At 67.8% G+C, this 24,037-nt stretch carries 26 protein-coding genes; 4 read left to right on the forward strand and 22 right to left on the reverse strand.

Features of this window, described 5'->3' with window-relative positions; genetic code table 11:
* Positions 1-57: 57 nt before the first annotated feature.
* The 8 genes from ACWC5C_RS29895 to ACWC5C_RS29930 form a co-directional block, all read right to left on the reverse strand.
* A complete protein-coding gene (locus ACWC5C_RS29895) occupies positions 58-1,710 on the reverse strand; it encodes a long-chain fatty acid--CoA ligase (RefSeq protein ID WP_450880404.1) in 1,653 nt (550 codons plus the stop codon).
* A 106-nt stretch (positions 1,711-1,816) separates the two neighbouring features.
* Positions 1,817-2,347 carry a SigE family RNA polymerase sigma factor gene (locus ACWC5C_RS29900; RefSeq protein WP_450880406.1) on the reverse strand — a complete coding sequence of 177 codons (531 nt, stop codon included), beginning with the start codon at positions 2,345-2,347 and terminating at the stop codon, positions 1,817-1,819.
* Between the two features lie 201 nt (positions 2,348-2,548).
* Entirely contained in the window at positions 2,549-3,397 is an 849-nt protein-coding gene (locus ACWC5C_RS29905; RefSeq protein ID WP_450880408.1) for a DUF1906 domain-containing protein, read from the reverse strand.
* Between the two features lie 53 nt (positions 3,398-3,450).
* Entirely contained in the window at positions 3,451-4,617 is a 1,167-nt protein-coding gene (locus tag ACWC5C_RS29910; RefSeq protein ID WP_450880410.1) for a lipid-transfer protein, read from the reverse strand.
* Entirely contained in the window at positions 4,614-5,054 is a 441-nt protein-coding gene (locus tag ACWC5C_RS29915) for a MaoC family dehydratase (protein ID WP_450880412.1), read from the reverse strand. The genes ACWC5C_RS29910 and ACWC5C_RS29915 overlap by 4 nt, the downstream gene beginning before the upstream one ends.
* A complete protein-coding gene (locus ACWC5C_RS29920; protein ID WP_450880414.1) occupies positions 5,051-6,184 on the reverse strand; it encodes an acyl-CoA dehydrogenase family protein in 1,134 nt (377 codons plus the stop codon). Before ACWC5C_RS29920 ends, ACWC5C_RS29915 begins: the two co-directional genes overlap by 4 nt.
* Complete coding sequence (locus tag ACWC5C_RS29925) at positions 6,184-7,098, reverse strand: bifunctional MaoC family dehydratase N-terminal/OB-fold nucleic acid binding domain-containing protein (RefSeq protein WP_450880416.1); 915 nt, start codon at positions 7,096-7,098, stop codon at positions 6,184-6,186. Before ACWC5C_RS29925 ends, ACWC5C_RS29920 begins: the two co-directional genes overlap by 1 nt.
* Entirely contained in the window at positions 7,095-8,324 is a 1,230-nt protein-coding gene (locus tag ACWC5C_RS29930) for an acyl-CoA dehydrogenase family protein (RefSeq protein ID WP_450880418.1), read from the reverse strand. The genes ACWC5C_RS29925 and ACWC5C_RS29930 overlap by 4 nt, the downstream gene beginning before the upstream one ends.
* A gap of 444 nt (positions 8,325-8,768) precedes the next feature.
* On the opposite strand from ACWC5C_RS29930, the gene ACWC5C_RS29935 reads away from it, so the two are divergent.
* The 3 genes from ACWC5C_RS29935 to ACWC5C_RS29945 all read left to right on the forward strand — a co-directional run bounded on the left by ACWC5C_RS29935 (position 8,769) and on the right by ACWC5C_RS29945 (position 10,904).
* Positions 8,769-9,662 carry a bifunctional DNA primase/polymerase gene (locus tag ACWC5C_RS29935; protein WP_450880420.1) on the forward strand — a complete coding sequence of 298 codons (894 nt, stop codon included), beginning with the start codon at positions 8,769-8,771 and terminating at the stop codon, positions 9,660-9,662.
* A gap of 208 nt (positions 9,663-9,870) precedes the next feature.
* Positions 9,871-10,452: a hypothetical protein gene (locus ACWC5C_RS29940; RefSeq protein WP_450880422.1), complete on the forward strand. Its 582-nt coding sequence runs from the start codon at positions 9,871-9,873 to the stop codon at positions 10,450-10,452.
* Positions 10,453-10,613: 161 nt separating this feature from the next.
* On the forward strand, positions 10,614-10,904 hold the full coding sequence (locus ACWC5C_RS29945) for a hypothetical protein (protein ID WP_450880424.1): 291 nt from the start codon (positions 10,614-10,616) through the stop codon (positions 10,902-10,904).
* A 223-nt stretch (positions 10,905-11,127) separates the two neighbouring features.
* Here ACWC5C_RS29945 and ACWC5C_RS29950 read toward each other — a convergent pair whose 3' ends face one another.
* The 11 genes from ACWC5C_RS29950 to ACWC5C_RS30000 form a co-directional block, all read right to left on the reverse strand.
* The gene (locus ACWC5C_RS29950) at positions 11,128-12,306 is read right to left on the reverse strand and encodes a tyrosine-type recombinase/integrase (RefSeq protein WP_450880426.1); all 1,179 of its coding nucleotides are present in this window, start codon (positions 12,304-12,306) and stop codon (positions 11,128-11,130) included.
* Entirely contained in the window at positions 12,306-12,515 is a 210-nt protein-coding gene (locus ACWC5C_RS29955; RefSeq protein ID WP_450880428.1) for an excisionase family DNA-binding protein, read from the reverse strand. The genes ACWC5C_RS29950 and ACWC5C_RS29955 overlap by 1 nt, the downstream gene beginning before the upstream one ends.
* 2 nt (positions 12,516-12,517) lie before the next feature.
* Positions 12,518-13,879, reverse strand: coding sequence for a replication initiator protein RepSA (gene repSA, locus ACWC5C_RS29960; protein WP_450880430.1), 1,362 nt, complete (start codon positions 13,877-13,879; stop codon positions 12,518-12,520).
* Positions 13,872-14,057: a hypothetical protein gene (locus ACWC5C_RS29965; RefSeq protein ID WP_450880431.1), complete on the reverse strand. Its 186-nt coding sequence runs from the start codon at positions 14,055-14,057 to the stop codon at positions 13,872-13,874. The genes repSA and ACWC5C_RS29965 overlap by 8 nt, the downstream gene beginning before the upstream one ends.
* Before the next feature lie 89 nt (positions 14,058-14,146).
* The gene (locus ACWC5C_RS29970) at positions 14,147-14,470 is read right to left on the reverse strand and encodes a SpdD-like protein (protein WP_450880433.1); all 324 of its coding nucleotides are present in this window, start codon (positions 14,468-14,470) and stop codon (positions 14,147-14,149) included.
* Between the two features lie 21 nt (positions 14,471-14,491).
* A complete protein-coding gene (locus ACWC5C_RS29975) occupies positions 14,492-14,647 on the reverse strand; it encodes a hypothetical protein (protein WP_109376597.1) in 156 nt (51 codons plus the stop codon).
* Between the two features lie 14 nt (positions 14,648-14,661).
* The gene (locus tag ACWC5C_RS29980) at positions 14,662-14,853 is read right to left on the reverse strand and encodes a mobile element transfer protein (RefSeq protein ID WP_450880436.1); all 192 of its coding nucleotides are present in this window, start codon (positions 14,851-14,853) and stop codon (positions 14,662-14,664) included.
* Position 14,854: 1 nt separating this feature from the next.
* Positions 14,855-15,046: a hypothetical protein gene (locus ACWC5C_RS29985; protein ID WP_450880438.1), complete on the reverse strand. Its 192-nt coding sequence runs from the start codon at positions 15,044-15,046 to the stop codon at positions 14,855-14,857.
* Between the two features lie 22 nt (positions 15,047-15,068).
* Positions 15,069-15,749, reverse strand: coding sequence for a DUF2637 domain-containing protein (locus tag ACWC5C_RS29990; RefSeq protein WP_450880440.1), 681 nt, complete (start codon positions 15,747-15,749; stop codon positions 15,069-15,071).
* An 84-nt stretch (positions 15,750-15,833) separates the two neighbouring features.
* Entirely contained in the window at positions 15,834-17,189 is a 1,356-nt protein-coding gene (locus ACWC5C_RS29995; protein ID WP_450880442.1) for an FtsK/SpoIIIE domain-containing protein, read from the reverse strand.
* A gap of 2 nt (positions 17,190-17,191) precedes the next feature.
* Positions 17,192-17,539 (reverse strand): SCO3933 family regulatory protein, encoded by a 348-nt coding sequence (locus ACWC5C_RS30000; RefSeq protein ID WP_450880444.1) that lies wholly within the window; start codon positions 17,537-17,539, stop codon positions 17,192-17,194.
* A 425-nt stretch (positions 17,540-17,964) separates the two neighbouring features.
* On the opposite strand from ACWC5C_RS30000, the gene ACWC5C_RS30005 reads away from it, so the two are divergent.
* A complete protein-coding gene (locus tag ACWC5C_RS30005; protein ID WP_450880577.1) occupies positions 17,965-19,008 on the forward strand; it encodes an XRE family transcriptional regulator in 1,044 nt (347 codons plus the stop codon).
* On the opposite strand, the gene ACWC5C_RS30010 is transcribed toward ACWC5C_RS30005, so the two are convergent.
* The 3 genes from ACWC5C_RS30010 to ACWC5C_RS30020 form a co-directional block, all read right to left on the reverse strand.
* Positions 18,992-19,786: an NUDIX domain-containing protein gene (locus ACWC5C_RS30010; protein WP_450880446.1), complete on the reverse strand. Its 795-nt coding sequence runs from the start codon at positions 19,784-19,786 to the stop codon at positions 18,992-18,994. The two genes, ACWC5C_RS30005 and ACWC5C_RS30010, sit on opposite strands and share 17 nt — an antisense overlap.
* Before the next feature lie 669 nt (positions 19,787-20,455).
* On the reverse strand, positions 20,456-22,210 hold the full coding sequence (locus ACWC5C_RS30015; RefSeq protein WP_450880448.1) for an ATP-dependent helicase: 1,755 nt from the start codon (positions 22,208-22,210) through the stop codon (positions 20,456-20,458).
* On the reverse strand, positions 22,207-23,943 hold the full coding sequence (locus ACWC5C_RS30020; RefSeq protein ID WP_450880450.1) for an ATP-dependent nuclease: 1,737 nt from the start codon (positions 23,941-23,943) through the stop codon (positions 22,207-22,209). Before ACWC5C_RS30020 ends, ACWC5C_RS30015 begins: the two co-directional genes overlap by 4 nt.
* Positions 23,944-24,037: the final 94 nt, after the last annotated feature.

Below are 24,037 nucleotides of genomic sequence, written 5' to 3' on the forward strand. Positions count from 1 at the left end.
CTCGGTCGTACGGGTTCAGCCGGGCGGGTTCAGCCAGGCGGTTTCAGTCGGGCGGCCTCAGTCGAGGGTGGTCACTTCCAGCTCCCCGTCCGCGTACCGCTTCCGGATGACCTTCTTGTCGAACTTCCCCACGCTCGTCTTCGGCACCTCCGGGATCAGGGCCCAGCGCTCCGGCAGCTGCCAGCGCGCGACCCGCCCGGCGAGGAACTCCCGCAGCCCCGCGTAGTCCACGGTGGCGCCCTCCTTCAGCACCACCGTGGCGAGCGGGCGCTCGTCCCACTTCTCGTCGGGCACCGCCACCACCGCCGCCTCGGCGACCTCCGGATGGCCCATCAGATGGTTCTCCAGCTCGACCGACGAGATCCATTCGCCGCCCGACTTGATGACGTCCTTCGCCCGGTCGGTCAGGGTCAGATAGCCGTCCGGGGAGACCGTGCCGACGTCGCCGGTCTTCAGCCAGCCGTCCTCGGTGAACTTGTCCTCCGGACGCATGGGCTCGCCCGTCGCCCCTCCGTAGTACGCGGCCGCGATCCACGGTCCACGCACCTCCAGTTCGCCGACCGCCTCCCCGTCCGCGGGCACGACCTCGCCCCCGGGCGCCATCAGCCGGTACTCCACGGAGGCCGGGAACCGGCCCTGCGTCACCCGGTACGGCCATTCCTCCTCGGCCGTGAGACCGGCGGGCGGATGGGCCATGGATCCGAGCGGCGACAGCTCCGTCATGCCCCACGCGTGCACGACCCGGATGCCGTGCCGCTCCTCGAACGCCTTCATCAGGGACGGTGGGCAGGCCGACCCGCCGATGTAGACATGGGTGAGGCTGGACACGTCCCGTGGCGTGGCGGTGAGTTCGGCGAGCAGCCCCTGCCAGATGGTGGGGACGGCGGCGGCGAGGGTGGGCCGGGCGGTCTCGACCATGTCGGCGAGCGGGGCGGGCTGCAGGAAGCGGTCGGGCATCACCATCGACGCGCCCGCCATGAAGGCGGCGTGCGGGGTGCCCCACGCGTTCGCGTGAAACATCGGCACCACGGGCAGCAGGGTGTCCTTCGCGGACATGCCGAACGCCTCGGCGCTGTTGACCTGCATCGAGTGCAGGTAGATGGAGCGATGGCTGTAGGCCACGCCCTTGGGGTCGCCGGTGGTGCCGGAGGTGTAACACAGAGCCGCGGCCTGCCGCTCGTCGGTCACCGGCCAGGGATGACGCTCGGGACGGCCCTCGATCAGTTCCTCGTAGTCGTGGACGCGGGCCCGGCACCCGTCCAGCACGGAACGGTCGCCCGGCCCGGAGACGACGATGTGCTCCACGGACCCCAGCTCGGGCAGCAGCGGGGCCAGGAGCGGGAGCAGCGAACCATTCACCACGATCACGCGGTCGGCGGCGTGGTTGATGATCCAGGTCAGCTGGCCGGTGGGCATCCGGAGATTCAGGGTGTGCAGCACGGCGCCCATGGAGGGGACCGCGAGATAGGCCTCCAGATGCTCGCAGTTGTTCCACATGAGCGTGCCGACAGGCTGCCCCTGTTCGACGCCCAGCTCGTCGCGCAGCGCGTTCGCCAGCCGGGTGGCCCGCAGGCCCACTTCGTGGAAGGTACGGCGCTGCGGCTCACCGCCACCGGTCCAGGTGAGCACCTGAGCCGTGCCGTGGGCCAGCGCTCCATGCTCGAGGATGCGGGTCACGGTCAGCGGTACGTCCTGCATCGTGCTGAGCACCGTGGCCTCCAGGAATTTACGGTTACGCGCGGGTAGTCCGCCGATTGTGCAAGCGACCGGCCGGTATGTCACTACCCCGCTCGGCCCTGGAGTCCACCGTAGATCGTCAGGCCGCGCGGATCAGTTCCGGGTCTTCGCGGAGCTTGACGAGGGCGCGCGAGACGGCGCTCTTGACCGTGCCGATGGACACCCCGAGCACCTCCGCCGTCTGGGCCTCGCTCAGGTCCTCGTAATACCTGAGGACGACCATGGCCCGCTGGCGGTCCGGCAGCCGCATCACCGCGCGCCACATCATGTCGCGCAGGACCTGCTGCTCGGCGGGGTCGGGGGCGGGGACCGGGTCCGGCTCGGGCAGCTCCTCGCAGACGAACTCGTCGACCTTGCGCTTGCGCCACTGGGAGGTCCGCGTGTTGACCAGCGCCCGGCGCACATAGCCGTCCAGCGCCTTGTGGTCCTCGATCCGCTCCCACGCGACGTATGTCTTGGTCAGCGCGGTCTGCAGCAGATCCTCGGCGTCACAGGCGTTGGGCGTCAGCGAGCGGGCGGTGCGCAGCAGCATCGGCCCCCGTGCCCGTACGTACGAGGTGAACGACGGGAACGCGGCGACGGAAGCCCCTGAGCACACGGTCGTGGTCATGCCCCAACGCTAGGGAGTGAGGGGCTCACCGCGGATCGGCCACAAGTGCCGAAGCCGAATCAACCTGAGGTTGTAGGGGTAGGGCTGACAACACCTCCTGGGGATGGATAGAGCGGGACTTCCGTCAGGGTTGTGCCGTAGAGGGTCCTCCCAGCGGCTGACGGCACAGCGGACGGATCAGCTGACGGATCAGCCGATGCTTCAGCTGATGATCGCGACCGGCGCGTCCACCTTGTTGCGGTCGATCTGGATCGTCCGGCCGCCGTGCTTCTCATGCACATTGCCCACGTACTGATGGATGCGGCGGTGCGGATTCCAGGCCTTCTTGGCCAGGACCGGCTCTCCGGCCAGCGCCGCCTTCCCGTTCCAGCGCGCGAACCACATCACGGAGGGGAGATCACGGATCCCCGCCTTCCGGGACTTCTCCAGATGGCGCACCCCGGACTCGGCGCTGCTGTAGAAACCGGGAAAGAAGCCGTGCGAGCGCACCTCGCGGTTCCAGCCTCGGATGAAGGAGAGCGTGGTGGCCGCGCAGCTCGCCTTCCCCGGGTCGTAGGCCTCCATGTCCAGATAGAGCGCGCTGCGCTTCTTCATCGCCAGCGCCTTCGCGCGGGCCACCGCGTCCTTCCCCTCCTTGCGGCCCTGCGCCCAGGGTGTGCTGCCGATGGCGAACTTCCTCTTGTTCTTGTTGCGGACGCAGGGGGACTGGGACCCCACGAAGATGGGCAGCACATGCCACCCCATGCTCTTCACTCCGCGCATCCAGGAGACGGTGAGGTTGGGCTGGCTGGGGCAGGCCCGGCCACGGCCCGCGTAGTAGACGCCGACGGCGCGATAGGGGGAGGCCTTCCACGCGCGCAGGGCCGCGAGCGTGGGGGTGTGGCAGGTGTCGAAGCCCCGGCCCTGGAAGACCTTGGCGCCCAGGGGACGCGGGTCGGGGAGGGCTTCCGCCGAGGCGGAGGCGGGGCCGCTGATCGAGGTGGCCAGCACCGCGATCAGACTGGCAGCCCAGCCCATGAACATCCATCTGCTCTTCTTTCCTCGGTTCATATGAGGAGTCAATGTGGACACCGGAGGGCCGGTGCCGCAGACACGCGCGTGGTTCAGCCGTCTGCGCCGAGGAGGAGCCCGGATGTCGGTACTCCGGTGCCCGCGGTGACCAGTGCGCTGGCGGCATGCGGCACCTGGTTGACGGCCGTGCCGCGTATCTGGCGGACGGCCTCCGCTATCCCATTCATCCCGTGCAGATACGCCTCGCCGAGCTGTCCGCCATGGGTGTTGAGCGGCAGCGCGCCCTCGGCGACGCATCCGGCCGCCTCGCCGCGCTTACAGAAGCCGAACTCCTCCAGCTGCATCAGCACGAACGGCGTGAAGTGGTCATAGAGGATGGCCACATCGATGTCGGCGGGACTCAGCCCGCTGCCGCTCCACAGTTGCCGCGCGACCACGCCCATCTCCGGCAGCCCTGAGAGATCGTCCCGGTAGAAGCTCGTCATCTGCTCCTGCGCCCGGCCCGCGCCCTGCGCCGCCGCCGTGATCACGACGGGCGGCCGCGGGAGGTCGCGGGCCCGCTCGACGCTGGTGACCACGATCGCCTGGCCGCCGTCCGTCTCCTGACAGCAGTCGAGCAGCCGCAGCGGCTCCACGATCCAGCGGGAGGCGGCGTGATCGGCCAGGGTGATCGGCTTGCCGTGGAAATACGCGGCCGGGTTGGTGGCGGCATGGCGCCGGTCGATGACGGCCACCTGGCCGAAGGCCTCGGGCGTCAGACCGTAGGTGTGCAGATAGCGCTGTGCGGCCATGGCGACCCACGACGCGGGGGTCAGCAGACCGAAGGGCAGCGACCAGCCGAGCGCCGCCCCCTCGGCCGATGGCTCGCGGTGCTGCACCCCGGAACCGAAGCGGCGCCCGGAGCGCTCATTGAACGCGCGGTAGCAGACGACGACCTCGGCGACACCTGTGGCGACGGCGAGCGCGGCCTGCTGCACGGTGGCGCAGGCGGCGCCCCCGCCGTAGTGCACCCGGGAGAAGAACGTCAGCTCGCCGATGCCGCATGCCTGGGCCACGGTGATCTCGGGGCTGGTGTCCATGGTGAAGGTGACCAGCCCGTCGACCTCGGCCGGGGCGATCCCCGCATCGTCCAGCGCCGCCCGGACGGCCTCGGCCGCGAGCGTCAGCTCGCTGCGGCCGGAGTCCTTGGAGAACTCGGTGGCGCCGATGCCCACGACGGCCGCCCGCCCCCCGAGCCGGTCCGGCCGACGGGCGCTCATCGGACCGCTCCGGTCGGGGATTCGGCGGAACCAGCGGGAAGTTCCACCGTGACCGTGCCGGTCACATGGCGGCCGATGGCGTTCTGCCCGGTCACCGCGACCTCCACCGTGGCGTCCGCGACCGAGGTGACCTCTCCGGTCAGCACCATCTCGTCTCCGGGGTAGTTGGGGGCGCCGAGCCGGATGGCGACCCTCCGGAGACGGGCCCGCGGCCCGAAGTGGTCGGTGATATAGCGCCCGACCAGGCCATTGGTGGTCAGGATGTTCATGAAGATGTCCGGAGAGCCCTTCTCCCTGGCCGCCTCGGCATCGTGGTGCACATCCTGGTAGTCCCGGGAGGCGAGGGCGCCGGAGACGATGAGCGTCCGGGTGATCGGGATACGCAGCGGCGGCAGCGCCTCGCCCGCGCGGACCGTGACCGTGACCATGACCGTCATGCGGACGTCTCCTCCGTGAGCAGGGTGCCCAGCGCGGCCAGCAGGGCGGGGGCCGGGCCCAGATACGCGTCCAACTGGCGCCCCCACAGGAAGTGCCGGTGCACCGGATGCTCCACATCAGCGCCGATGCCGCCATGCAGATGCTGCCCCGCGTGGACGATCCGTCTGCCCGCCTCACAGGCCCACCAGGCGGTGGTGAGCGCATGGGTGGCCGCGGGCAGATGCCGGTCATAGCGCCAGGCCGCCTCGTAGGCGGTCACCCGGATCGCCTCGGTGTCCATATGGGCGTCCGCCGCGCGCAGCAGCACGCCCTGCTGGGCGGAGAGCGGGCGCCCGAACTGCTCGCGGACGGAGGTGTGATGGACCACCCGCGCGACCGATCCCTGACAGACGCCCGCCTGCAATCCGGCGAAGGCGGTACGGGCCCTGCCGAGCACATCGGCCCAGACGACGCTGTCGTCACCGAGCGGCTCGGCGGGCGCGTCCTGGAGCGTGAGCCGCCCCGCCGCCCAGGGTGCGGTGGTCTCGACGGATTCGGTCCGGATGGGCACGTCTGAGGTATGCGCACCAGAGGCAAGCGCGGGAGGGGTGGATGGGGCGGAGGCGGCCGGGGCGGAGACCGGCGGGGTCTCGATCAGGAAGCAGCGTGTGCGCCCCTCCTCCGTGCGGGCCGCGACCAGCACATGGGTCGCGGCCCGCAGCCAGGGGACCACCGGAAACGTGCCGGTCAGCACCCACCCCGCGGTGGTCCGGCGGGCCGAGGCCGCCGGAGAGGAGCCGGGCCGGTACGCGGCCGTCGCCACCGCCGTACCGTCCCGCAGGGCGGGCAGCAGCCGCGCGCGCTGCTCTGCCGTGCCATGGACGGCCACCGGCAGCAGCCCGTACGCACAGCTGGCCGCGAGCGGCACCTGGGCGGTCACCCGGCCCTGCTCCTCCAGCAGCAGCACCAGGCCGACCAGGCCGATCTCCTCCACAGCGGCGGGCAGCCCCGCCGCGCAGAGCGTCTTCCACAACTCGCCGTCGACACCGGTCCCGAGGGCCGATAGCCGCTCATGGGTGGACAGATCCCCGAAGATCTCCGCCGCCAGGTCCCGGGCGGCCTGCTGCTCGGCGGTGGGCGTGAAGTCCATCAGGCCACCGCCCCTCGGAAAACGGGCAGCTCCAGCTCGTCATCGGCCCGCAGGAACTCCAGCTCGACAGGCATCCCGATGCGCACCTCCTCGTATGGCACCCCCGTGATGTTGCTGACGATGCGAACCCCCTCGGCCAGCTCGATCAGACCCACGGCATACGGCGGATCGAAGGCGGGGAAGGGCGGATGGTGCATGACCACATAGCTGAACACCGTGCCCGCGCCGGAGGCCGCGACCGTGTCCCACTCCGGTGAACCGCAGCCGCCGCACCCCGGCAGCCAGGGGAAGCGGAGGGTGCCGCACCCAGTGCAACGCTGGATGAGCAACTGGTGGGCGGCGACCCCCTCCCAGAACCCCGCGTTGTCCCGGTTGATGACGGGACGCGGGCGCTTCGCCTTCGGCTTCGGCTTCGGCTGCTGCTGCTGCGTCGGCGCGTATTTGAGGATGCGGAAGCGATGCGTCCCGGCCAGTTCATCGCCCGCACGGATGTCCATCCGGGTGGTGACGAAGTGGCCCGTGCCCAGCTTGGTGGTCTTGCGCGGCGACACCGACTCGATCACCGCGTCGAAGGTGATCCGGTCTCCCGGACGCAGCGGCCGCAGATACTCCTGCTCGCAGTCCGTCGCGACGACCGAGGTGCAGCCCGCCTCGTCGAGCAGCGCCAGCAGCTCCTCATACGCCTCCGACCTGGCCGAGCCGCCGGGGTGCCCGCCGAGCCCGCCCATCGTCCATGCCTGGAGCATCGTCGGCGGTGCGATGCCCGGATAGGCGGGGTTGGTGTCGCCCATAGCCTCGCACCAGTGCCTGATCATGGGCTCGTTGACGGGGTCCCTGCCCTCGCCGCCGCGCGCCGCCACTCGGCCCTCGAATCCCCGCAGCCTCTCGTACAGCTCATGCGTCTCAGCGGTCATCGCCGCACCCGCCGCATGCCGAGCCGCATCGTCGCCACGATCTCCCTCTGCACCTCACTCGCCCCGCCCCCAAAGGTGTTGATCTGCGCGGCCCTGTTCATCCGCTCCAGCTCGCCGTCCCCGAACGCTCCCGGCGACCCCGACCGGATCAGCCCCGCCTCTCCCGCGATTTCCTGACATAGGCAATACACCGCCACCGCGCTTTCGGTTCCCGCGAACTTGACGCCGCTCGCGTCTCCCGGGCTCAGCGTCCCCGCCCCCACGTCCCCGACCAGCCGCCAGTTGAGCAGCCGGGTCGCGGCCAGCCGGGCGTGCGCCTCCGCCAGCCGGGCCCGTACCCAGTCCTGGTCGGCGGGGCGGGCCCCGGTGTCCGGGTCGGGGGTGCGGGCGTGGGCGAGTACGGCCTCGTAGAAGTCCTCGGCCTGCATGCCGATGGCGGCGAGCGCGACCCGCTCGTGGTTGAGCTGAGTGGTGATCAGCCCCCAGCCGCCGTTCTCCTCGCCGACGAGATGGCTGGCCGGGACGCGGACCGCGTCGTAGTAGGTCGCTGTCGTGGTCAGGCCCGCGACCGTCTCGATCGGCGTCCAGGAGAAGCCGGGCGCGTCGGTGGGCACCAGGATGATCGAGATGCCCTTGTGCTTGGGGGCCTCCGGGTCGGTGCGGCAGGCGAGCCAGATCCAGTCGGCGTTCTGGGCGTTGCTGGTGAAGGTCTTGGCGCCGTCGATACGCCACGACTCGGCGTCCGCCCCGCCGCGCCCGGCACCGGACTTGGCCCCATGCTCCCCATCCTCCCCGCCTACCTCCCGCACGGCCTTCGTGCGCAGCGAGGCGAGGTCGGTCCCGGCCTCCGGTTCGGAGTAGCCGATGGCGAAGACGATCTCGCCGCTGAGGATGCGCGGCAGGAAGAACCGCTTCTGCTCCTCGGTGCCGTACCGCATCAGCGTCGGACCGACCGTATTGAGCGTGACCATGGAGACCGGTGCACCCGCCCGGTACGCCTCGTCGAAGAACACGAACTGCTCGTCCGGACCGCGCCCTTGACCGCCGTACTCGACCGGCCAGCCGAGCCCGAGCAGCCCGTCGGCGCCGATCCGCCGCAACAGCCGTCGCTGGCCCGCCGGGTCGCCCGGCAGCGCCGCACGGACCTCAGGAGTGATCAGCTCGCGGAAGTAGGCGCGGAGTCGCTCGCGCAGTTGCCGCTGGCGGGGCGTGGGGGCGAGGTGCATGGGCAGCGGGCTCCCCTGGGCTTGACGGCGTCGCACGGCCGCACGTACGACCGCACGGAAAGCTTTCTGACTATCCGTCAGATAATTTGACACTGTCAAGCACGCCGTCGAGCAGGCAGTCGAGCAGGCCGGGCAGCGGCGGAGCGAACACGACCGCGCGGCGGCACCGAAGCGCCGCCGCGTGACCGTAAACGACCTCACCCGTCCCGTTCACTCAATGAATCACCACTACTCACTCGTGCCGGTCATGCGCGAACACCTGCCATGACGGAAAGTTGCCCACCCATCGGCAGACGAAGCGCACCGAACGACGTATTACCACGCAAGCATGATGAACTCCTTTCAAACCTTCGACGCGCCCCCGCGCCCCAGAACGCCCCGGTGCACCGCTCCCGGCCCTTCACCCCCTTCCCCTTATCGGACACCTGTACGAAAATGGAGGACATGGCGAACACTCCACTCGCCCATGCCCTTGCGGCCGCCGCCCATGGCTTCCGCGTCATCCCGCTGACCCGCGCGAAGCTGCCCGCCGTACGCTCCCCTCACCACCACGACCCCGTACCGCTGCCCTGCCGCGGCGCCTGCGGGCAGCCCGGCCACGGCGTCCACGACGCGTCCGCCGACCCGGCGGCGATCCGGGCGCTGTTCGCCGCCGCCCCCTGGGCCACCGGCTACGGCATCGCCTGCGGCTGCGCCCCGCACCACCTCATCGGCGTCGACCTCGACCTCAAGCACGAACCGCGCGTCGACGGTGCCGCCGCGCTCGCACGGCTGGCCCTCCGGTACGCCTTCGCCCTCCCCCGTACCGTCACCGTGCTCACCCCCGGCGGCGGGCGCCATCTGTGGCTGTGCGGACCGCCCGGGCTCGCCGTCCCCAACTCCGCCGGACGGATCGCCCCCGGCATCGACATCCGTGGGGCGGGCGGCTATCTCGTCGGCCCCGGTTCGGCCACCTCACGCGGCCGCTACCGCCTGGCGCCCGGATCCCCCGCCTGGCGCCCCGCCCCCGTACCGCCCGCGCTCCTCAGCCTGCTGCGGCCCCCGGACCGTACGCCGCCGGACCGTACGCCGCCGGATCGCATCCCCCCGGACACCGGCGGGGCGCCGGGGCGCGACGCCGCCCTCATACGGTTCGTCCGCGCATCCCAGGAGGGGCGGCGCAACGACCGGCTGTTCTGGGCCGCCTGCCGGGCGTACGAGACCGGCGCGGGGGACGCACTGGCCCCGGCCCTCATCGACGCCGCGCTCCACACCGGCCTGACGCGGCGCGAAGCCGAGGCTACGGTCGCCTCCGCGGCCCGTAGCACCACCGGCCGCCACCTGCCGCCGGTCGCCTGACAGCCGCGCGGGCCCCGAGATGACGTCGGGACTCCAAGAGGTCGGCACGCCGGGCGGACCGGGCCGGTCTACGCCTGCTCGCCGCATGAACCAGCAGGTAGGCGCCCTGAGGGCGCATTAGTCGTCTGTTAGTAGAACACCAAGTCGATCTTCGAAGCTGGGTGTTGTCCGGGAGAGACACGAGAGAACAGAGCAACAGGAGAACGCCATGAACACCGCCACCAACCGCCTCCGCGGCCGCGCTGGCCGCCGCCTCGCCGCCACCCTCGTCGCCGCCGCGGCGCTGAGCCTGGGCGCCACGGCCTGCGGGCCCGAGGACGGCGCGTCGGACGCCTCCGGCTCCTCGAGCTCCCAGGAATCGTCCGCACCCCAGTCCACGGGCGGCTCCTCCTCGGACAACTCCGACAGCTCCGGCTCGCAGGGCCAGGAAGACGGCAGCGCCGCCCCCGCTCCGCCCGACGGGGGCGGCGCCGCCAACGCGGGCAACCACCGCGCGATCGTCGGCACCCTGAAGTACCTCGCGCCCGGCAAGCTGACCGTCACGCCTGAAGAGGGCGGCACGGAGCAGGCGTTCCTGATCTCCAACGCCACGAAGATCCTCGGCGCGGCCGCGATCTGCTCCGACGACAGCAACGGAGGCGCGTCCATCGGCGACGACGGCTACGGCACCGCGAAGTGCAGCGTGGAAGAGCTGGAGAAGTCCGCGAAGAGCAACAGCGTGACCGTCCGCGTCACCATGAACACCAAGTCCGGCGGCGCCGAGACGGTCGAGGAGAAGTACCACCCGTAAGCCCCCGGCCAGTTGGCCACAGGTTGGCCGCACGCGCTGATCGCCGAGGAGCACCGGCGGCACTCACGCGAGCCGTGAGTGTCCGTCAAGCGACGGCCGTTAGCAATGGGTCGGGAGGCGGTTGGCGTCTCCTCCGGATCGTGTCTGAGCAGGAGGCAACGATGCGTCGAATTGGGCTTGTGGCGGCGTCGGTGATGGGTGCGGTGGTCCTCGCCCTGTCGTCAGCGGGGTCAGCCGTGGCCGCCGAGGGAACCCTGACCGTCGGGCTGACCACCCACACCAACCCAAGTGGCTGTTACACGACGGACATCTGGCCGATGTTGGTCGCGAACAACACCAACCAGGTCGCCACCGTCTTCGCTCTTCCCAACTGTCAGGGGCAGCGGATCGGTCAGGTCAGGCCGAACGAGTCCAGGGCCTTCGAGTTCGGCACCAGCCTCTCCATCTCCTGACACCTGGTGCGCCCCTGGCCCACGCCTGGCCCACGATTCGGGCGGCGCAGGGTGAGGCAGCGGACATGCGGAAGGGGTGCCCCTCGACTCGGGGCACCCCTTCTGACCAGCTACTTCGCTGACCTGCGCGGAGGCTGAGGGATTTGAACCCTCGGTGACATCGCTGCCACGACGGTTTTCAAGATCTCTCGACGATTTGCCCGGCGGGGCGCTCCGCCACAGGTCAGACGGGTGCGAGCACCCCAGCGGAGCCGTCGTCATCGTCGTCGTGCCCGCTACGTGCCCCAAGCTCATGGTTGTGCCCGCTGAGCCAGGAGTCCGCCGCTTCGGCAACCTGGTCATCACGACCGGCGACCGGCCGGGCGTAGTGCCGAGTCGTGACGCTCGCGTTCGAGTGGCCGAGCCGGTGAGCGGCGGTCATCACGCCGTACTGATCGGCGACCCACGTTCCGTGTGAGGCGCGCAAGTCATGTGGGGTCACGTCGGTCAGCCCGGCTGCCGACACGGCGGGGTCGAAGTACGCCTTGCGCCACTGGTTGTAGCGGAGCGGCTTGCCGCCGGGTGTCGTGAACAGGAGCGCGTCATCTCCACCGGGCAGGACCTCCAGATACCGGCCGAGCCGCTTCGCGAGCGACGGGCCAACCCGCAGGAGCCGCTTCTGATGGGACTTTGGTGTGTCGAAGACCAAGGCACCGTTGGCCTCCGCCAGGTTCTCATCGACCAGGACGAAGCCGCCGGACACATCGATGTCCACGCGCCGGAGGGCGAACGCTTCGCCGACGCGCAGTCCCGCGTACGCGAGGAGCGCGATCAACAAGTCATGCGGCTTGTCGGCACTCCGCACGATCCGGGAGGCTTCGAGCGGGGTGAGGATGTGCGGCTCGGTCTGCGGCATCCGAGGCAGCTTCACGCCCCTGCATGGCGTCTGCGGAATCATGTCGTTGTCGAAAGCCGCCCGCATGATCTGCGACAGGACCCGGTACGCCTGCCGGATACGTGAAGCGCTGAGCCCCTTGGTCTTCATCGCACCGACCCACTCAGCGATCGTGATCGGCCGGAGGGTCGACAGCTCGCGGTCGCCGAGTGCCGGATTGATCAGCGAGTTGATCAGCGACCGGTACGAGGCTTGCGTCTTGTGCTTGAGCTGCGGCGAGACGGCAGCGAGCCAGCGGGCCGCCCAGTCGCGTACGGTCGTCTGCCCCTCGGCAGGATCGAGCCAGCGCCCCTCTTCGACCTCGATGCGCTTCCGTATCAGCCAGCGATCAGCGTCCGTCGACGTCGCGAAAGTTCGATCCGCCGGGCGCAGGACACCGTCAGGTCCCGGATACCGAGCCTGGAACCGGCCGGAAGGCAGCTTGCGGACGCGTCCAAAGTCCCGGCGAGACTTGCGCTTGCCAGCCATCAGGCAGCCCTCCTGAGCTTCGTGGGCCGCAGAGTGATCGGTTCCACGGTGTTGGCCCCCACGAACGCTTCGACGGCGCCCTCAGGGATGCGGACGTGCCGACCGACCTTGACGAAGGTGATGCGGCGTTCCTCGATGAGTCGGCGGGGGAAGCGGACGCCCGTGCCGAGCCGCTCCGCGACCTCGTACACGGTGAGGAGCCGGTCCATGGTCACCACTCCCCCTCGTTCGTCAGTGCGTCACGAGCTGTCTCGCGGTTGAGTTGCAGGTCGCGGTGGATGGTGGCGGAGAGGGCGGATTCGCCGGGGGTGTGGCCGTGTCCGGCGTACTGCCAGTCGGCCAGGACCAGAACGGTGTCCAGCTCAACGTCCTCCAGGCCGAGGGCGGCGGTCTCTTGGGCGGCCCGGTAGTCGGCACGTGCCTGGCGCAGGGTGCCCAGGGTGGTGGAGTAGCGGCGGGACTTGGAGGAGAAGTGGCCCCGGAAGCCGAGCATGTGCGCCCAGGCCCACAGGCGCCGGTCGGGGTAGAGCAGGTCGAGCCGCTTGCAGGCTTCGATCAGGCGACGGGTGTGGTCGGGGACGTCGTAACGGTCGAGTTCGGAGAGTTCGCCAATGCGGCGGTCCAGGGTTCCGGTGGTCTCGGCGGCTTTGGTGGCGTACTTGGCGACGTAGGAGGCGACGGCCTGTTCGGTGATGTCGGAGCCGTCGCCGAACGCCTCGACGGGGCGGACGTCGAGCTGAGTGCCCCAGCGGAAGGTGCGGGCGGGCTGCTCTTCGGCGGCCGGGACCGAGACGGAGGTGTAGGCGTGCGTGGCGGCGGCGTGGATGGCATCGGTGAGGAGCTGCACAGTGGCCCAGGACGGTGGCGGGGTGTTGGGTCCGTCGGGGCCGTCGAGGCGGATGACGGCGTGGAAGTGGATGGCGCCGCGCTTCTGGAACTCGGCGACCTTGCCGTACGAGAGGCGGGCACGCTCCTTCAGCTCTCGCTGGGTGATGCCAGCGCGTACGGCGATCTCTCGGCGTAGCCGGTTGGTGAAGCGCTGCCAGAGCTGTCCGGTGTGGTTGTTGAACAGCACGGCGCCCGCGTAATCGTAGGTGGCCGGATCGAGGGCGGTGCCCAGCTCCGGTGCGTCTGGAGCGTGGTGGGTACCGCAGCGGCAGGCGCCACGGTCCGGTCGGTTGTGGACCGGGCCGAAGGAGGGGGCGGTGAGGGTGGCGAAGACGCGGGGGTGGTTGCGGACGGTGGCACGGATGTCTCGGCGGTCGTCCCCGGCCAGGCCAGCTCGGATGAGGTGGTAGGTGTCGCCCGCGTAGGTCCAGGCGCAGGCCGGGCAGCGGGAGGCGCGGCGGTTGCCGCAGGCGACACGGAGCCGCCCGCCCGGCTCGCTAGCGGTGGTGTAGTGGTGCAGCGTGGCACCGGTCGTCTTGTCCTTTTGGGTCACCCAGCCGCGCAGGTGAATGGGGTCGGCGCAGCCGCCGGTACGGCGGATCTGGTCTTCCCAGCGGGTGTAGTCAGGAGCCGAAGCCACCCTCAGCAGGTCGCCGAGGGTGGTCGGGTCGAGCACGTCAGACACGGGCGTCCTCCTGGTCACGGCGGACGATGCGGATGCCGGTGCCGTGGCAGGCCGGGCAGTCGGCGGTGATGGTGTGGAGGTGGCCGCACTGGTCGCGTCCGCCGGTGGTAATGGCGGCGGAGGCGAAGCCGTCGCAGCTCGGGCAGATGCGGGGCGTCGGGCTGGTGCGCTGCGGCATGCTGGGACTTCCTTCCGGTTCAGTGGATCGGACAGGGACGGCGCCCGGGCGGCGGATGCTTGGCGGTATCGGAGCCGCCCGGGGGCCGGTCAGCGACGCTTGGTGTCGTAGGCGAGCAGGGAGCGCAGGACGACGGCGCAGACGGCGACCGAAACGCCGGTCACGGCGACGGCCAGGAGCATGGAGACCAGCACGGCGCCGACGACCAGGACCACGGCCGTACCACCACCGACAAGGGCTATCGCGGTGCCGGGCGTGAGCTGCACGACCGGCCGGGTAGAGGCCGGGGCGTTGGGTATCGGCGGCGGAGCTGGAGTGCCAGGGGTGATGTTCGTCGGCTGGATGGTGGTCGGCGTCTGCGGGGTGACCAGGCCGGTGGGCTGGGGCATGATCGGGTGCTTGGGCCGGAGCATGGGCTGTTCCCCTTCCTGGGGTTACTTGACGGCGGTGTCGATGACGGGGGCCAAGAGGCTGTCGGCGAGGAGGTAGCCGCCGAGGAGGAGTACGGCGATGAGCCACCAGGGCGGACGGATGAGCTTGACGCCGAGCCAGCCGACGACGATCAGGGCGAGCCAGAGCGGGACGTCCATGGCAGAACCTCCGGTCAGTTGATGCGGCAGCGGTGGGTGCGGGCGGCGAGCTGGGCGGCGGACCGGCTGGAGTAGTCGGCGGACCAGCCGCAGCGGTCGTTGGTGCACACGGCGGCGTGCACGGTGCGGCCGTGCCGGTCGCGGTGGGTGCCGACCTGCACCGGTCCGATGCGCATCACCGAGTGGAAGTGGTCGCGTGCGGGCATCTCAGTCGGTCTCCGTTCGTGTAGTCGGGTCGAGGAAGCTGGCGCGGATACCGGCGGCGGTGGCCGGGTCGGTGGTGCGTTGGGCGGCTTTCTCAGCAAGCAGGTGGGCGAGGAAGGGCCGGTCGGCGGCGGCCATCTCGCGGGCGCCGTCGAGGTAGTCGGCAGCGGTCAAGTCAGCCGGGACGCGGGTCATGGGACGTCGCTTCCTTTCGGGGTCAGGCGAGTTGAGCGGCGATGGCATCGGCGAGATGGGGCGGGACGCCGAGACGGGCGCGGAGGGTGTCGGTGTCGATCGGGGCCCCGGTACGGGCGTGGTGGTCATCAGCGACTTTGCGGGCGTGGTCGACCAGCGCGGCCGGGACCGGCGCGGCGGGAGCAGCGGGCGGGGCCGGGTCGGGCTGGGGCCCGGGGGCGGGAGGCGCGACGGGTTCCTCGACGTTGGCCACCGGCCCGAGTGCGGGTTCGGGCTTTTGGTCGTCCTCGACAGCCGGGGGCCGGGGTGCCGAATCGGGGTGCACCGACGCTTCCGGCTCCGCGTGAGCGGTGGTGTGGGCGAGGAGAGTTCCGCCCATGAAGGCGAGGGCGGGCCAGGCGGCGACGAGGATGCGCAGCCAGGCAGGGACGTGGTGCATGTCGAGGAGTCCGGCGGTGGCGACGTTGGCGCCGAGGGAGGCAGCGAGGGCGATGAGGAACCAGCACCAGGCCAGCCGAGTGGGCCCGCCGGTGCGCAGTCGACGCCAGGCAGCGACCAGGAGCAGGTCGACGCTGATCGGGTAGGCCCAGGCTTTCCAGCCGTCCTGTCCGGCAGCGGCGGCCAGATCGTGCAGGTGGGCGAAGGACAGCGCCCCGGCGATGACGGCTTGGACCAGGACGGCGTCGACACGCGGGCGGGCCATCACGGGTTCCTTCCTGTCGTCAGGCATGGGAGGGGTAGGGAGCTGGCGCGAAGACGGTCACGCCGACCGGAAGAGAGGGTGAGGTCAGGCGGAAGCCGGGGCTGTCTTGGACAGCCGGGCCCGAGCCGAAGGCACCGCTGCGGTGGCGGGGCGGAAGGCCGCCAAGGCGGGCACGTCAGGGGTGCGGTGGGCGTGCTTGTTGCAGACGTTCACGGCCTCGCGCAGCGAGGTGTGCGGGGCGCGGATGCGGTGCCAGCCGCCGGTCGAATCGCCCGCGATGCCCAGGCCGCGGGTCTCGGCCGGGATCTGGATCGCGGCCAGCACGGCATCGGGGGCGATGTCTCCGAAGGCCATGTTGGCGGACGTTTCGTCGTTGACGCGGTGGGCGGTGCGGCCGGTGAGCTGGGCGCGAAGCATGGTGATGCCTTTGCCGAGTTCGGAGCCGAAGCGCTGCCCGCAGATCTCCAGGTAGATGCCGGCCGCGCGGCCGAGCTGGGCGACGCGGACGAGGGCGGTGATGATCCGGTCCCGGCGCTTCTCTTCGTCCTTGGTGGCGTACAGGGCGAGTTCGGCGACCTCGTCGACCAGGACCACGACCGGTACCGGCCGGATGTCCTCGGGCAGGTCCCAGATGTCGGCGGCGATCTCCGCATCCGGCACGGCGATGCTGATCCTCTGCTCGGCCCGGATGAGCTGGTACACCTCCTCCATGTGCGTCACCAGCGCCTCCAGCAGCTCCAGCGCGGTGTCGGGGTTGTCGGCGAGCGCGGAGAACCGGCGGGCCAGCGGGAACAACTCCACGCCCTGCTTGCAGTCGATGCCGACCAGGGCGACACGGTGCGAGGCGAGCCCGGCGACCAGGTTGCGCTGGTATACGGACTTGCCGGACTCCGTGGCGCCGAGGGTCAGCCCGTGTGGGACGGCGCGGTAGTCGCGGTAGTGCACCGAGCCGTCCTCTCGCAGGGCGACCGGGATGCACATCGGCCGGGTATCGAGCCGGGCGGGCATCTGCACCCGCTTGAGCACGTCGTAGCCGGTCATCCGCATCTCCACCACACCCGAGCGGATCTCACGGGAGGTGACCCCGTACAGGCCGAAGGAGTGGCGGAGCCGGTCGGTGGCGGCGGCGACGTCGAAGGCGTCCTGTCCAGGCTTGAGCTTGAGCCGCAGCACCAGGCCAGTGCGGGTCGGGCGCAGACGCAGGATGCGCGGCGGGCGGGACTCCGGCACCTCCCGGCCAGCCATCCGAGCCAGGGCCAGACGCCAGCGGGCGGGCGGGACGGTCAGCCCGCAGGCGTCCATGACCGAGGCGTAGCGGACCAGGACCCGCACGGTGGCGAAGGTGACGCCGAGGGAGAGCCAGTACCAGGCGGGGCGCCGCCACCGCAGGAGACCCGCAGCAGCGACGACCACCACCACAGCGACCATGAACCAGGTCATGATCAGGCCGCCTTCGCGCCCGAGGTGGCGAGCGAGGTGACCGCGACGGCGCGGAAAGCGATCCCGTGCCGCTTCTGACCGTTGAACTCGTTCTCCCACGGCCGGGCGATCAGGCCCGTGAGCGCGACCGGGGCGCCCATGGCCAGGTCGCCGGAGATACCGGTCTCCGGGACGGTGATGGACAGGATCTCGACGTTGTCGTTGGCCGCGAACATCACGTCCACGGTCATCAGCTTCACACCGTCCGCGTCCAAGGCGATCTCACCGGTGCGGCGGTCACGAACCTTCGGCTGGGCGGACTTGGCGACCATCACGGTCGCGGCGGACGTGTCGACGGGAATCTGACGCATGATGGAGGTCCCTTCAGGGGCGGGAGCGGCGTACTTGCTTGGCGGTGGGTCGCCGCTCCTGAACGTTGATTGAATGCCGCAGCAAACTTGCGGAGTGCTTGCGCTTCCAACTGGTGCGCACCAGAAGGTTGCATCTGGTGCGCACCAGATGTCAAGCATCGCCGTTGGTCCGGCGTCTCAACTCGCCTGACTGCGACAGTTCCAGGAAAGCGCGCCGAGCAACGATCCGGTAGACAACAGGGGTTAACAGCAGCCCCATTAACCCCTGCCGACCTGGGCCGATGTGAGGCATGCTGCTGTTACGGCTCAACACCCCCGACCCGGAGCGGCAGTACCCGATGAATGGACTCAAGGCAGCGAGGACGGCACGGGCATGGTCACAAGAGCGTCTTGTGCGGGAGATCGAACGCCATGCGCGCCAGCACATGCTTACCGTCGCCTCAACCGCGAGTTTGCGAGTGTACGTCTCGGAGTGGGAGAACGGCCGACGGACGATCTCCAGCCACTACGCCAAGATCCTCCGCGCGCTGCTCGGGATCACCGACGATGAACTGGCAGGCGGATCACAGTCGCCGCTGGCAGTCGCCACAGCCGACGGGTACGACGAGCTGATAGACCGGATCGACGAGGCCAAGAACGTCAGCCTGACGATGGTCGAGACGTTCATGGACCAGACCGAACTGCTCCGGACCGTCGACCGGCAGATGGGCGCCGCCAGTCTGGTCGACCAGATGACCGCCCACCTGACGCGGCTGGAAGACGCCCTCACCTTCGCGGTACTCCCGGAGACCCGACGTCCGGTCGCTCTGGCTCTGGCCGGAGCAGCCACCTTGGCGGCCTGGCAGGCTCTCGACGTCGGAGCCGTGGAACGAGCCTGGCGTCACTACGAGCTGGGGAAGCGCGCCGCCCAGGAGGCCGAGGAGCCCATGTACCTCGCGCACGCCACCGCCGAACAGGCATACGTGCTGTGTGACGCCGGACGTCCTGAGATGGCGGTGCAGCTGGTTCGAGATGCGCAGCGCCTCGGCGGGAAGGGCATGTCTTCACGCCTCAGGGCTTGGCTGTACGCAGCCGAGGCGGAAATCTGCGCCCGAGCTGGGCTTCAGGCCGAGTGTCAGCAGGCTCTTGAACTCGCGATGCGACACCTGCCCGCAGGAGAAGACGCCCGCGATCCGGACATGCTGAGCATCTTCCTGAATGAAGGCCACCTCACCAGGTGGCGCGGGAGCGCTCTCGCCCTGATAGGCGACGAGGAAGCAGTGGGCAGCCTGTACGCCGCACTGGAGACGACCGACCCCACGTTCGTCAGGGCATCGTCGGGACTCCACTGCGACTTGGCGCAGGCCCACTTGGCCCGCAGCGAGCAGGACCAGGCGCAGAAGCACCTGCGGCAAGCCCAACTGGTGGCGAGCCGGACCAGGTCAGTACGTCACAGGCGCCGGATCGAGCAGCTCACGCAGGGGTTGTAGGCGACGTACCGGCACCCCGTGAAGCGAGCACATGAAGGAGGGCGACCAAGGTGCCGGACCCCATCAGCTCACCACGAGCCATCAGCCCGGGAATGTCGGACAGAGGCACCCAGGCGATGTGCCCGGCCTCTTCCAGATCGGTCGGCTCACCGACCAGCTTCGCCTCATGGCCGACGAAGATTTCATGCGGTGAGTCGACCATGCCGACCATGGGCTGGTAGGTGACCACGTGCCGCAAGGCCTCCGGCCGCCAGCCAGTCTCTTCCTCGACTTCACGCAAGGCGGTCTGAAGGGGTTCCTCCCCCGGATCGACGATGCCGCCCGGCAACTCCCAGCCGAAGGCATCAGGGACGAAGCGGTACCGCCACATCATGAGCACTCGGTCCTGGTCATCGATCACGGCGGCGATGGCCACATGGTGGAGCTTGACGACATGGTGCTCGAAGCGCTTCACGCCGGGAGGTTCCACGTCAACGAGGCTCAGCTTCACCCATCGGTTGTCGTACACCGTCCGCTCACCGTGGATCTGCCAGGGCTCGACGTCTGCTGGCGCTTCGGTGGTCACTGACCGATCCGGCACCCGGTAGGAGCTACGGCCATGCACCTCGACAACGCCTTCAGCAAGGAGCTTGGCCAGCACCTGGCGCAGGGCCGTACGCCCGATCTCCAGATCCTCCGACAGGGTCCGCTCGGACGGGAGCTTGGAACCTGGCGAGTACTTGCCCGCAGCGATCCACTCGCGAATCGTGAGGTAGACCCGCTCCGACTTCGGTCCCATCCGGTCAGCACACTCCTGCCGTCGTTGGTTCTAGTTGCGTACGTACCTAAAACCAGGGTATCCGCGTGCCTACTCACGTGAGTAGGCATCGACCGACCAAGACGATCAACCAGAGCGCGGTAGAACTTTCCCTACTCGATCAAGGCGGCTCGCTCCGCTCCCCGCGCGCGGCCCGGCCCCCGGCCGGGCCTGCGCTCCTGTCTCCGCCCCGCTCCAGCCCGGCCGCCGTCCGTGCCGCGCACACAGCAATCAGCCGCTTGACCCTAGAGATTGATGCCTCCGGCGGGGGCGCTCAGGCTCCGGGATGGACGGGGCGCCGTCCGCGAGTGCCGGTTACCTGTGGCGTGCGTGGGGAGCTCCCATCCCGTCTGCCGTCGACCCAGGCGAAGCCGAGCAGACGTGGTCCCTGGCGTCCAGGTCGTTCGTACAGTGGCGCGCTCCACCTGGACGCCAGGGACCACGCCCGCTCCACGGTGTGTGGGTCGACGGCAGACGGGATGGGAGCCGGGGTGGGTGGTAGCGGGGGAACGTTGACCGGGTCAGTCCTAGACGTCTCGTTGCGGGAGGCTGGCCTACGACACCTGGGAGGTCAGCCACGGGACTGCGCGGCGTGACTCGGCAGCCGGTGGGTGGACGGACTTCGCAGAGCACGGGCGGAGTGGCAGATCGCTATGCGAGTCTCATCTGGCGTAGAAACCGACTGGGGCCACTTAGGCGACTCTTTCCTGTAGTCAGCCATTCACTTCGGTCCGAGTAGTAAATATGCGTTCCTAGCCTTGCTCGTGTGACCGATACGTAGAACTTCCGCTGATCCTCTGCCATCTTTGCCGCCGAGTACTGGGACAAGAAATGTGGAATTATGCCGTCGTTGGCGCACATGATGAACACGTAATCAAATTCAAGGCCTTTACTTGAAGACATCGTGCAAACCTGAACCTGACCATTCCGGCAACCCCGTTCGCTCAGTTCGCTAACGGTCCATCGCGCCAACTCTCCTCCTGAATCAAACATCTCTCGTAGCTCGACGCAGGACGTCTGATTCTCCGGGCGAAGAAGTCCATATTCGTCGCCTGGCCCGCTCGACATAAGACGGGTTAGGAATGAGCTGGCGGACTCGGTCGACTGTGTATCCCTCAGCGCCTTCAAGAGTGCTACTTCTGAGTCAAGCCCGTCTGGTACCTCCTCTTGCAAGTATTTCCACTCTAGGAGCAACCGCGACCTTTCGATCGAGTCGTCGTCGCCGTGCACTACCCAGACCGCCAATTGCTCAATCAGTGTCGTGAAGGTGGTTGAGACATAAGGGGACCCTTGGTCAACGGCTGGAATATCAATCTCTCGGCACAGGTTGACGAAGCGCGCCGAGTGATCGTTTGTCGGACACAGCACGGCAATTTCATGAGGAGAGACTCCCTCAGTAATCAGTCGTGCGATGGAACTAGCCGCTTGGTTGTATTGAAGGAGAAGGGTGCCAGGGCAGTAGTGGGCCTCCACCGCCCCGCCGCTGCGAGTTCCCTCGACCCCGCCAACCTCCAGGAGGCGATTGGCGGCATCGATGATTTCCTGAGCGCAGCGGTAGTTGATCTTTAGTTCAACTGGTGTCACGTCATCAAGTGCACCAATTTCTTTCAAGAGTTCGGGTCGGCTTCCGAGCCAACCATAAATCGCCTGATTATAGTCGCCCACAGCAAAAAGAATCGCCTTGCTCTTCTCGCCGAAACAGAGCAACCGCACGATCCTGTCTAGTGCTGGCGCAAGGTCTTGGTATTCATCGACGTAGATTCGAGGAAACTTTGATACCAGGAGACGCCGAACAAAGGAATTCTCCTCCACCATACGCAATGCAGATCTAATCAGCGTGTCAAAGTCGACAAGCCCCTGAGTGGCCAGGATCTCTGAGTACCGATGGGCCACCTTCTGAATGCGTGGGCCCGCTCTGCGCCACTCATCTTCGGTTGCCAGCATCGTTAGATGCTGCTTCGCCGTAGACACCACGTTTCGAGTATCTTCACCGCGCAGGTAGACCTCGGCGACAGCCTCGCGATATGCAGCATTGACCTGCTTATTGGTTGCAATTTTTCGATCTAGCAGGTATGGGTAACCACAGACTGAAGCGAAGGGGCGAATTATTTCCTTGAGCGCGAAAGCGTGAACGGTGCCTACAAACAGGTTTCGTCGCCGTTGATCCGTAAGCGAATTGACGCGACGGTTTAGCTCGCCAGCCGCAGCATTCGTCAATGTGACGCACGCCGCACCTTGCGGTGCAGGAATGCGGGTCGCCAGATCGAAGGCAATACGGGTCGAGAGCAACTTAGTCTTTCCGCTTCCGGGGGGAGCGACAACCACGCAGTGACCTTCAACATTGAAGGCTTGCCATTGTCGTTCGTTCCGTTTTAGCTCCGCAATGGAGGCTGAGAGGGGCTTCACTCTGCCACCAGGTACTCAATGGCATTCTGTACGTAGGCGGGACAGTCCAGCTCATAGCCTAGGACGGCGTTAGCGTAGCGTCCCTTACCACCAACACGGCCGATCATTCCCAGGTACTTTTTGTATGTCGGCAGCAAGCCGCCCCAAGATGCAATATCCCGGAGCGCTTGCTGAGTACGGGCGAGTTCCTTGAGCGTGGCGATGCCGGCCTGAAGGTTGGCATCTGAAACGGCCGCTAGGTCGTACTCGAAGGTGGTATTCCCCACGAACACGCCAGCTTCTTCAGCGGTGCGCTTCTCTGCGAGGGCTGTCAACCACCTGCGGGCGCGAATACGACCGGTGACCACCTTTCTTCCGTTTGCTCGGGGACCAGTCTCGTCGCCGTCTGTGATGACCGCGCACGGGATGCCGACGGCCCTACAAAACTTGATGTATGGAAGGAAATGGGTCCCGTGGATCGCGCAGACGGTGATGCCATGCTTATCTAGTTCGTACCCCATCGCCTCGGCCAAGGAAGGGATGATTGCCTGTTCCGCGTAGCCCTCGACAAGCAGTACGCGCTTGGAGAAAATCATCTCAGCACGCGTGACGTCCAGGTAACGAGTGATGTCTTCCCATTCCTCGTCACTAAGGTCGACATCCGCTGCGGAGAGTACGGTGGAGCGATCCTCCTCGCTTCGGACGAAGATGATATTTTGTGGTCCGGCGGCGCTTGCAATATGAGGAGATTGGGTTGTAACGAAGACAGTGTGCGTGTCGCTGGAATTTTCCAGAAGTCGGCGAAAAATCAGGCGTTGTAGGTGAGGATGAAGGTGGGCCTCCGGCTCCTCAATGGTCAAGATAGCGTGAGCAATTTCCTTGGTTAGTCGCTGCTCCAACCCTAGTTCCATTAGGGCAAAATAGAGGATGTTAAGACTTCCCAGGCTTGCACTCGACAGGGGACGTTTGTTGTCGCCATCGACGAATACACGTAGCGTCCGGATAAGACGCTGCGGATCCGTGGAAGCCACACTGAGTTCTGACTGTAGTGCGTGGGATGAGCCCACCATGTCAGTCATCAGCTCTGTGATTTTCTCACCGAGATCCTTAATGGATGGTAGAGCGCTGACTTGACTATTGGCCTGTTCGATAGATTGAGCTATCTTCGTAAGTTCTTCTGCCGTCGACGACTCGGCTGCAGCTTCCAGTAGTTGACGCAATGGCGAACGGCGCCAGTTCGTCACGTCTGACTCGACATCTCTTAGGGCGTGGAGAAAGGCCATGTGCAGGAACCCGCGGAGTTCCGCTGGCATGAAGTTGCTTTCATCGTCCCCCTGGAAGATGAAACCTCGGTAGGTTGTGGCATCCGTTGCATCGCCCGGCAGATCCTTAGGTGCATATTTGAAGGTAAGTCGAGCAACAAGCGGTGATTTGCTGACCAGGGCGCCTGACAGTACGGCTGCAGCGCGATCCTCATCCTCGAAGTCTTCAATGTCTACCGAGACGGATATTTCGGATTTCTCAACGAAGGGGTCCCAATCCACCTTGCCTTTCGCGAGTCCGTCCCAGAAGTCCTCGCGACGGAGGTTTCGGTCGCTGTTTGGGAGAGTCGGATCAAAAAGTAGACGCAAGGCATGAACGAGATTTGATTTTCCGACCCTGTTCTCGCCCACGACCACGTTGTAGGAACCTAGCGGAATGTCAACCGCGGCGAGATTGCGGAAATTCTTGATTCGCAGTCTGCTGATCCGCATGGTCGGTGCCCCCTGCAAGCTGAGTGCTCGAAACTTGTGGATCTACCTTAGGGGGTGCCCCGTGGCTGTGGAATATAGTTCTCGCAGATTGCCC

This window comes from Streptomyces sp. NPDC001700 (genome assembly GCF_053596435.1).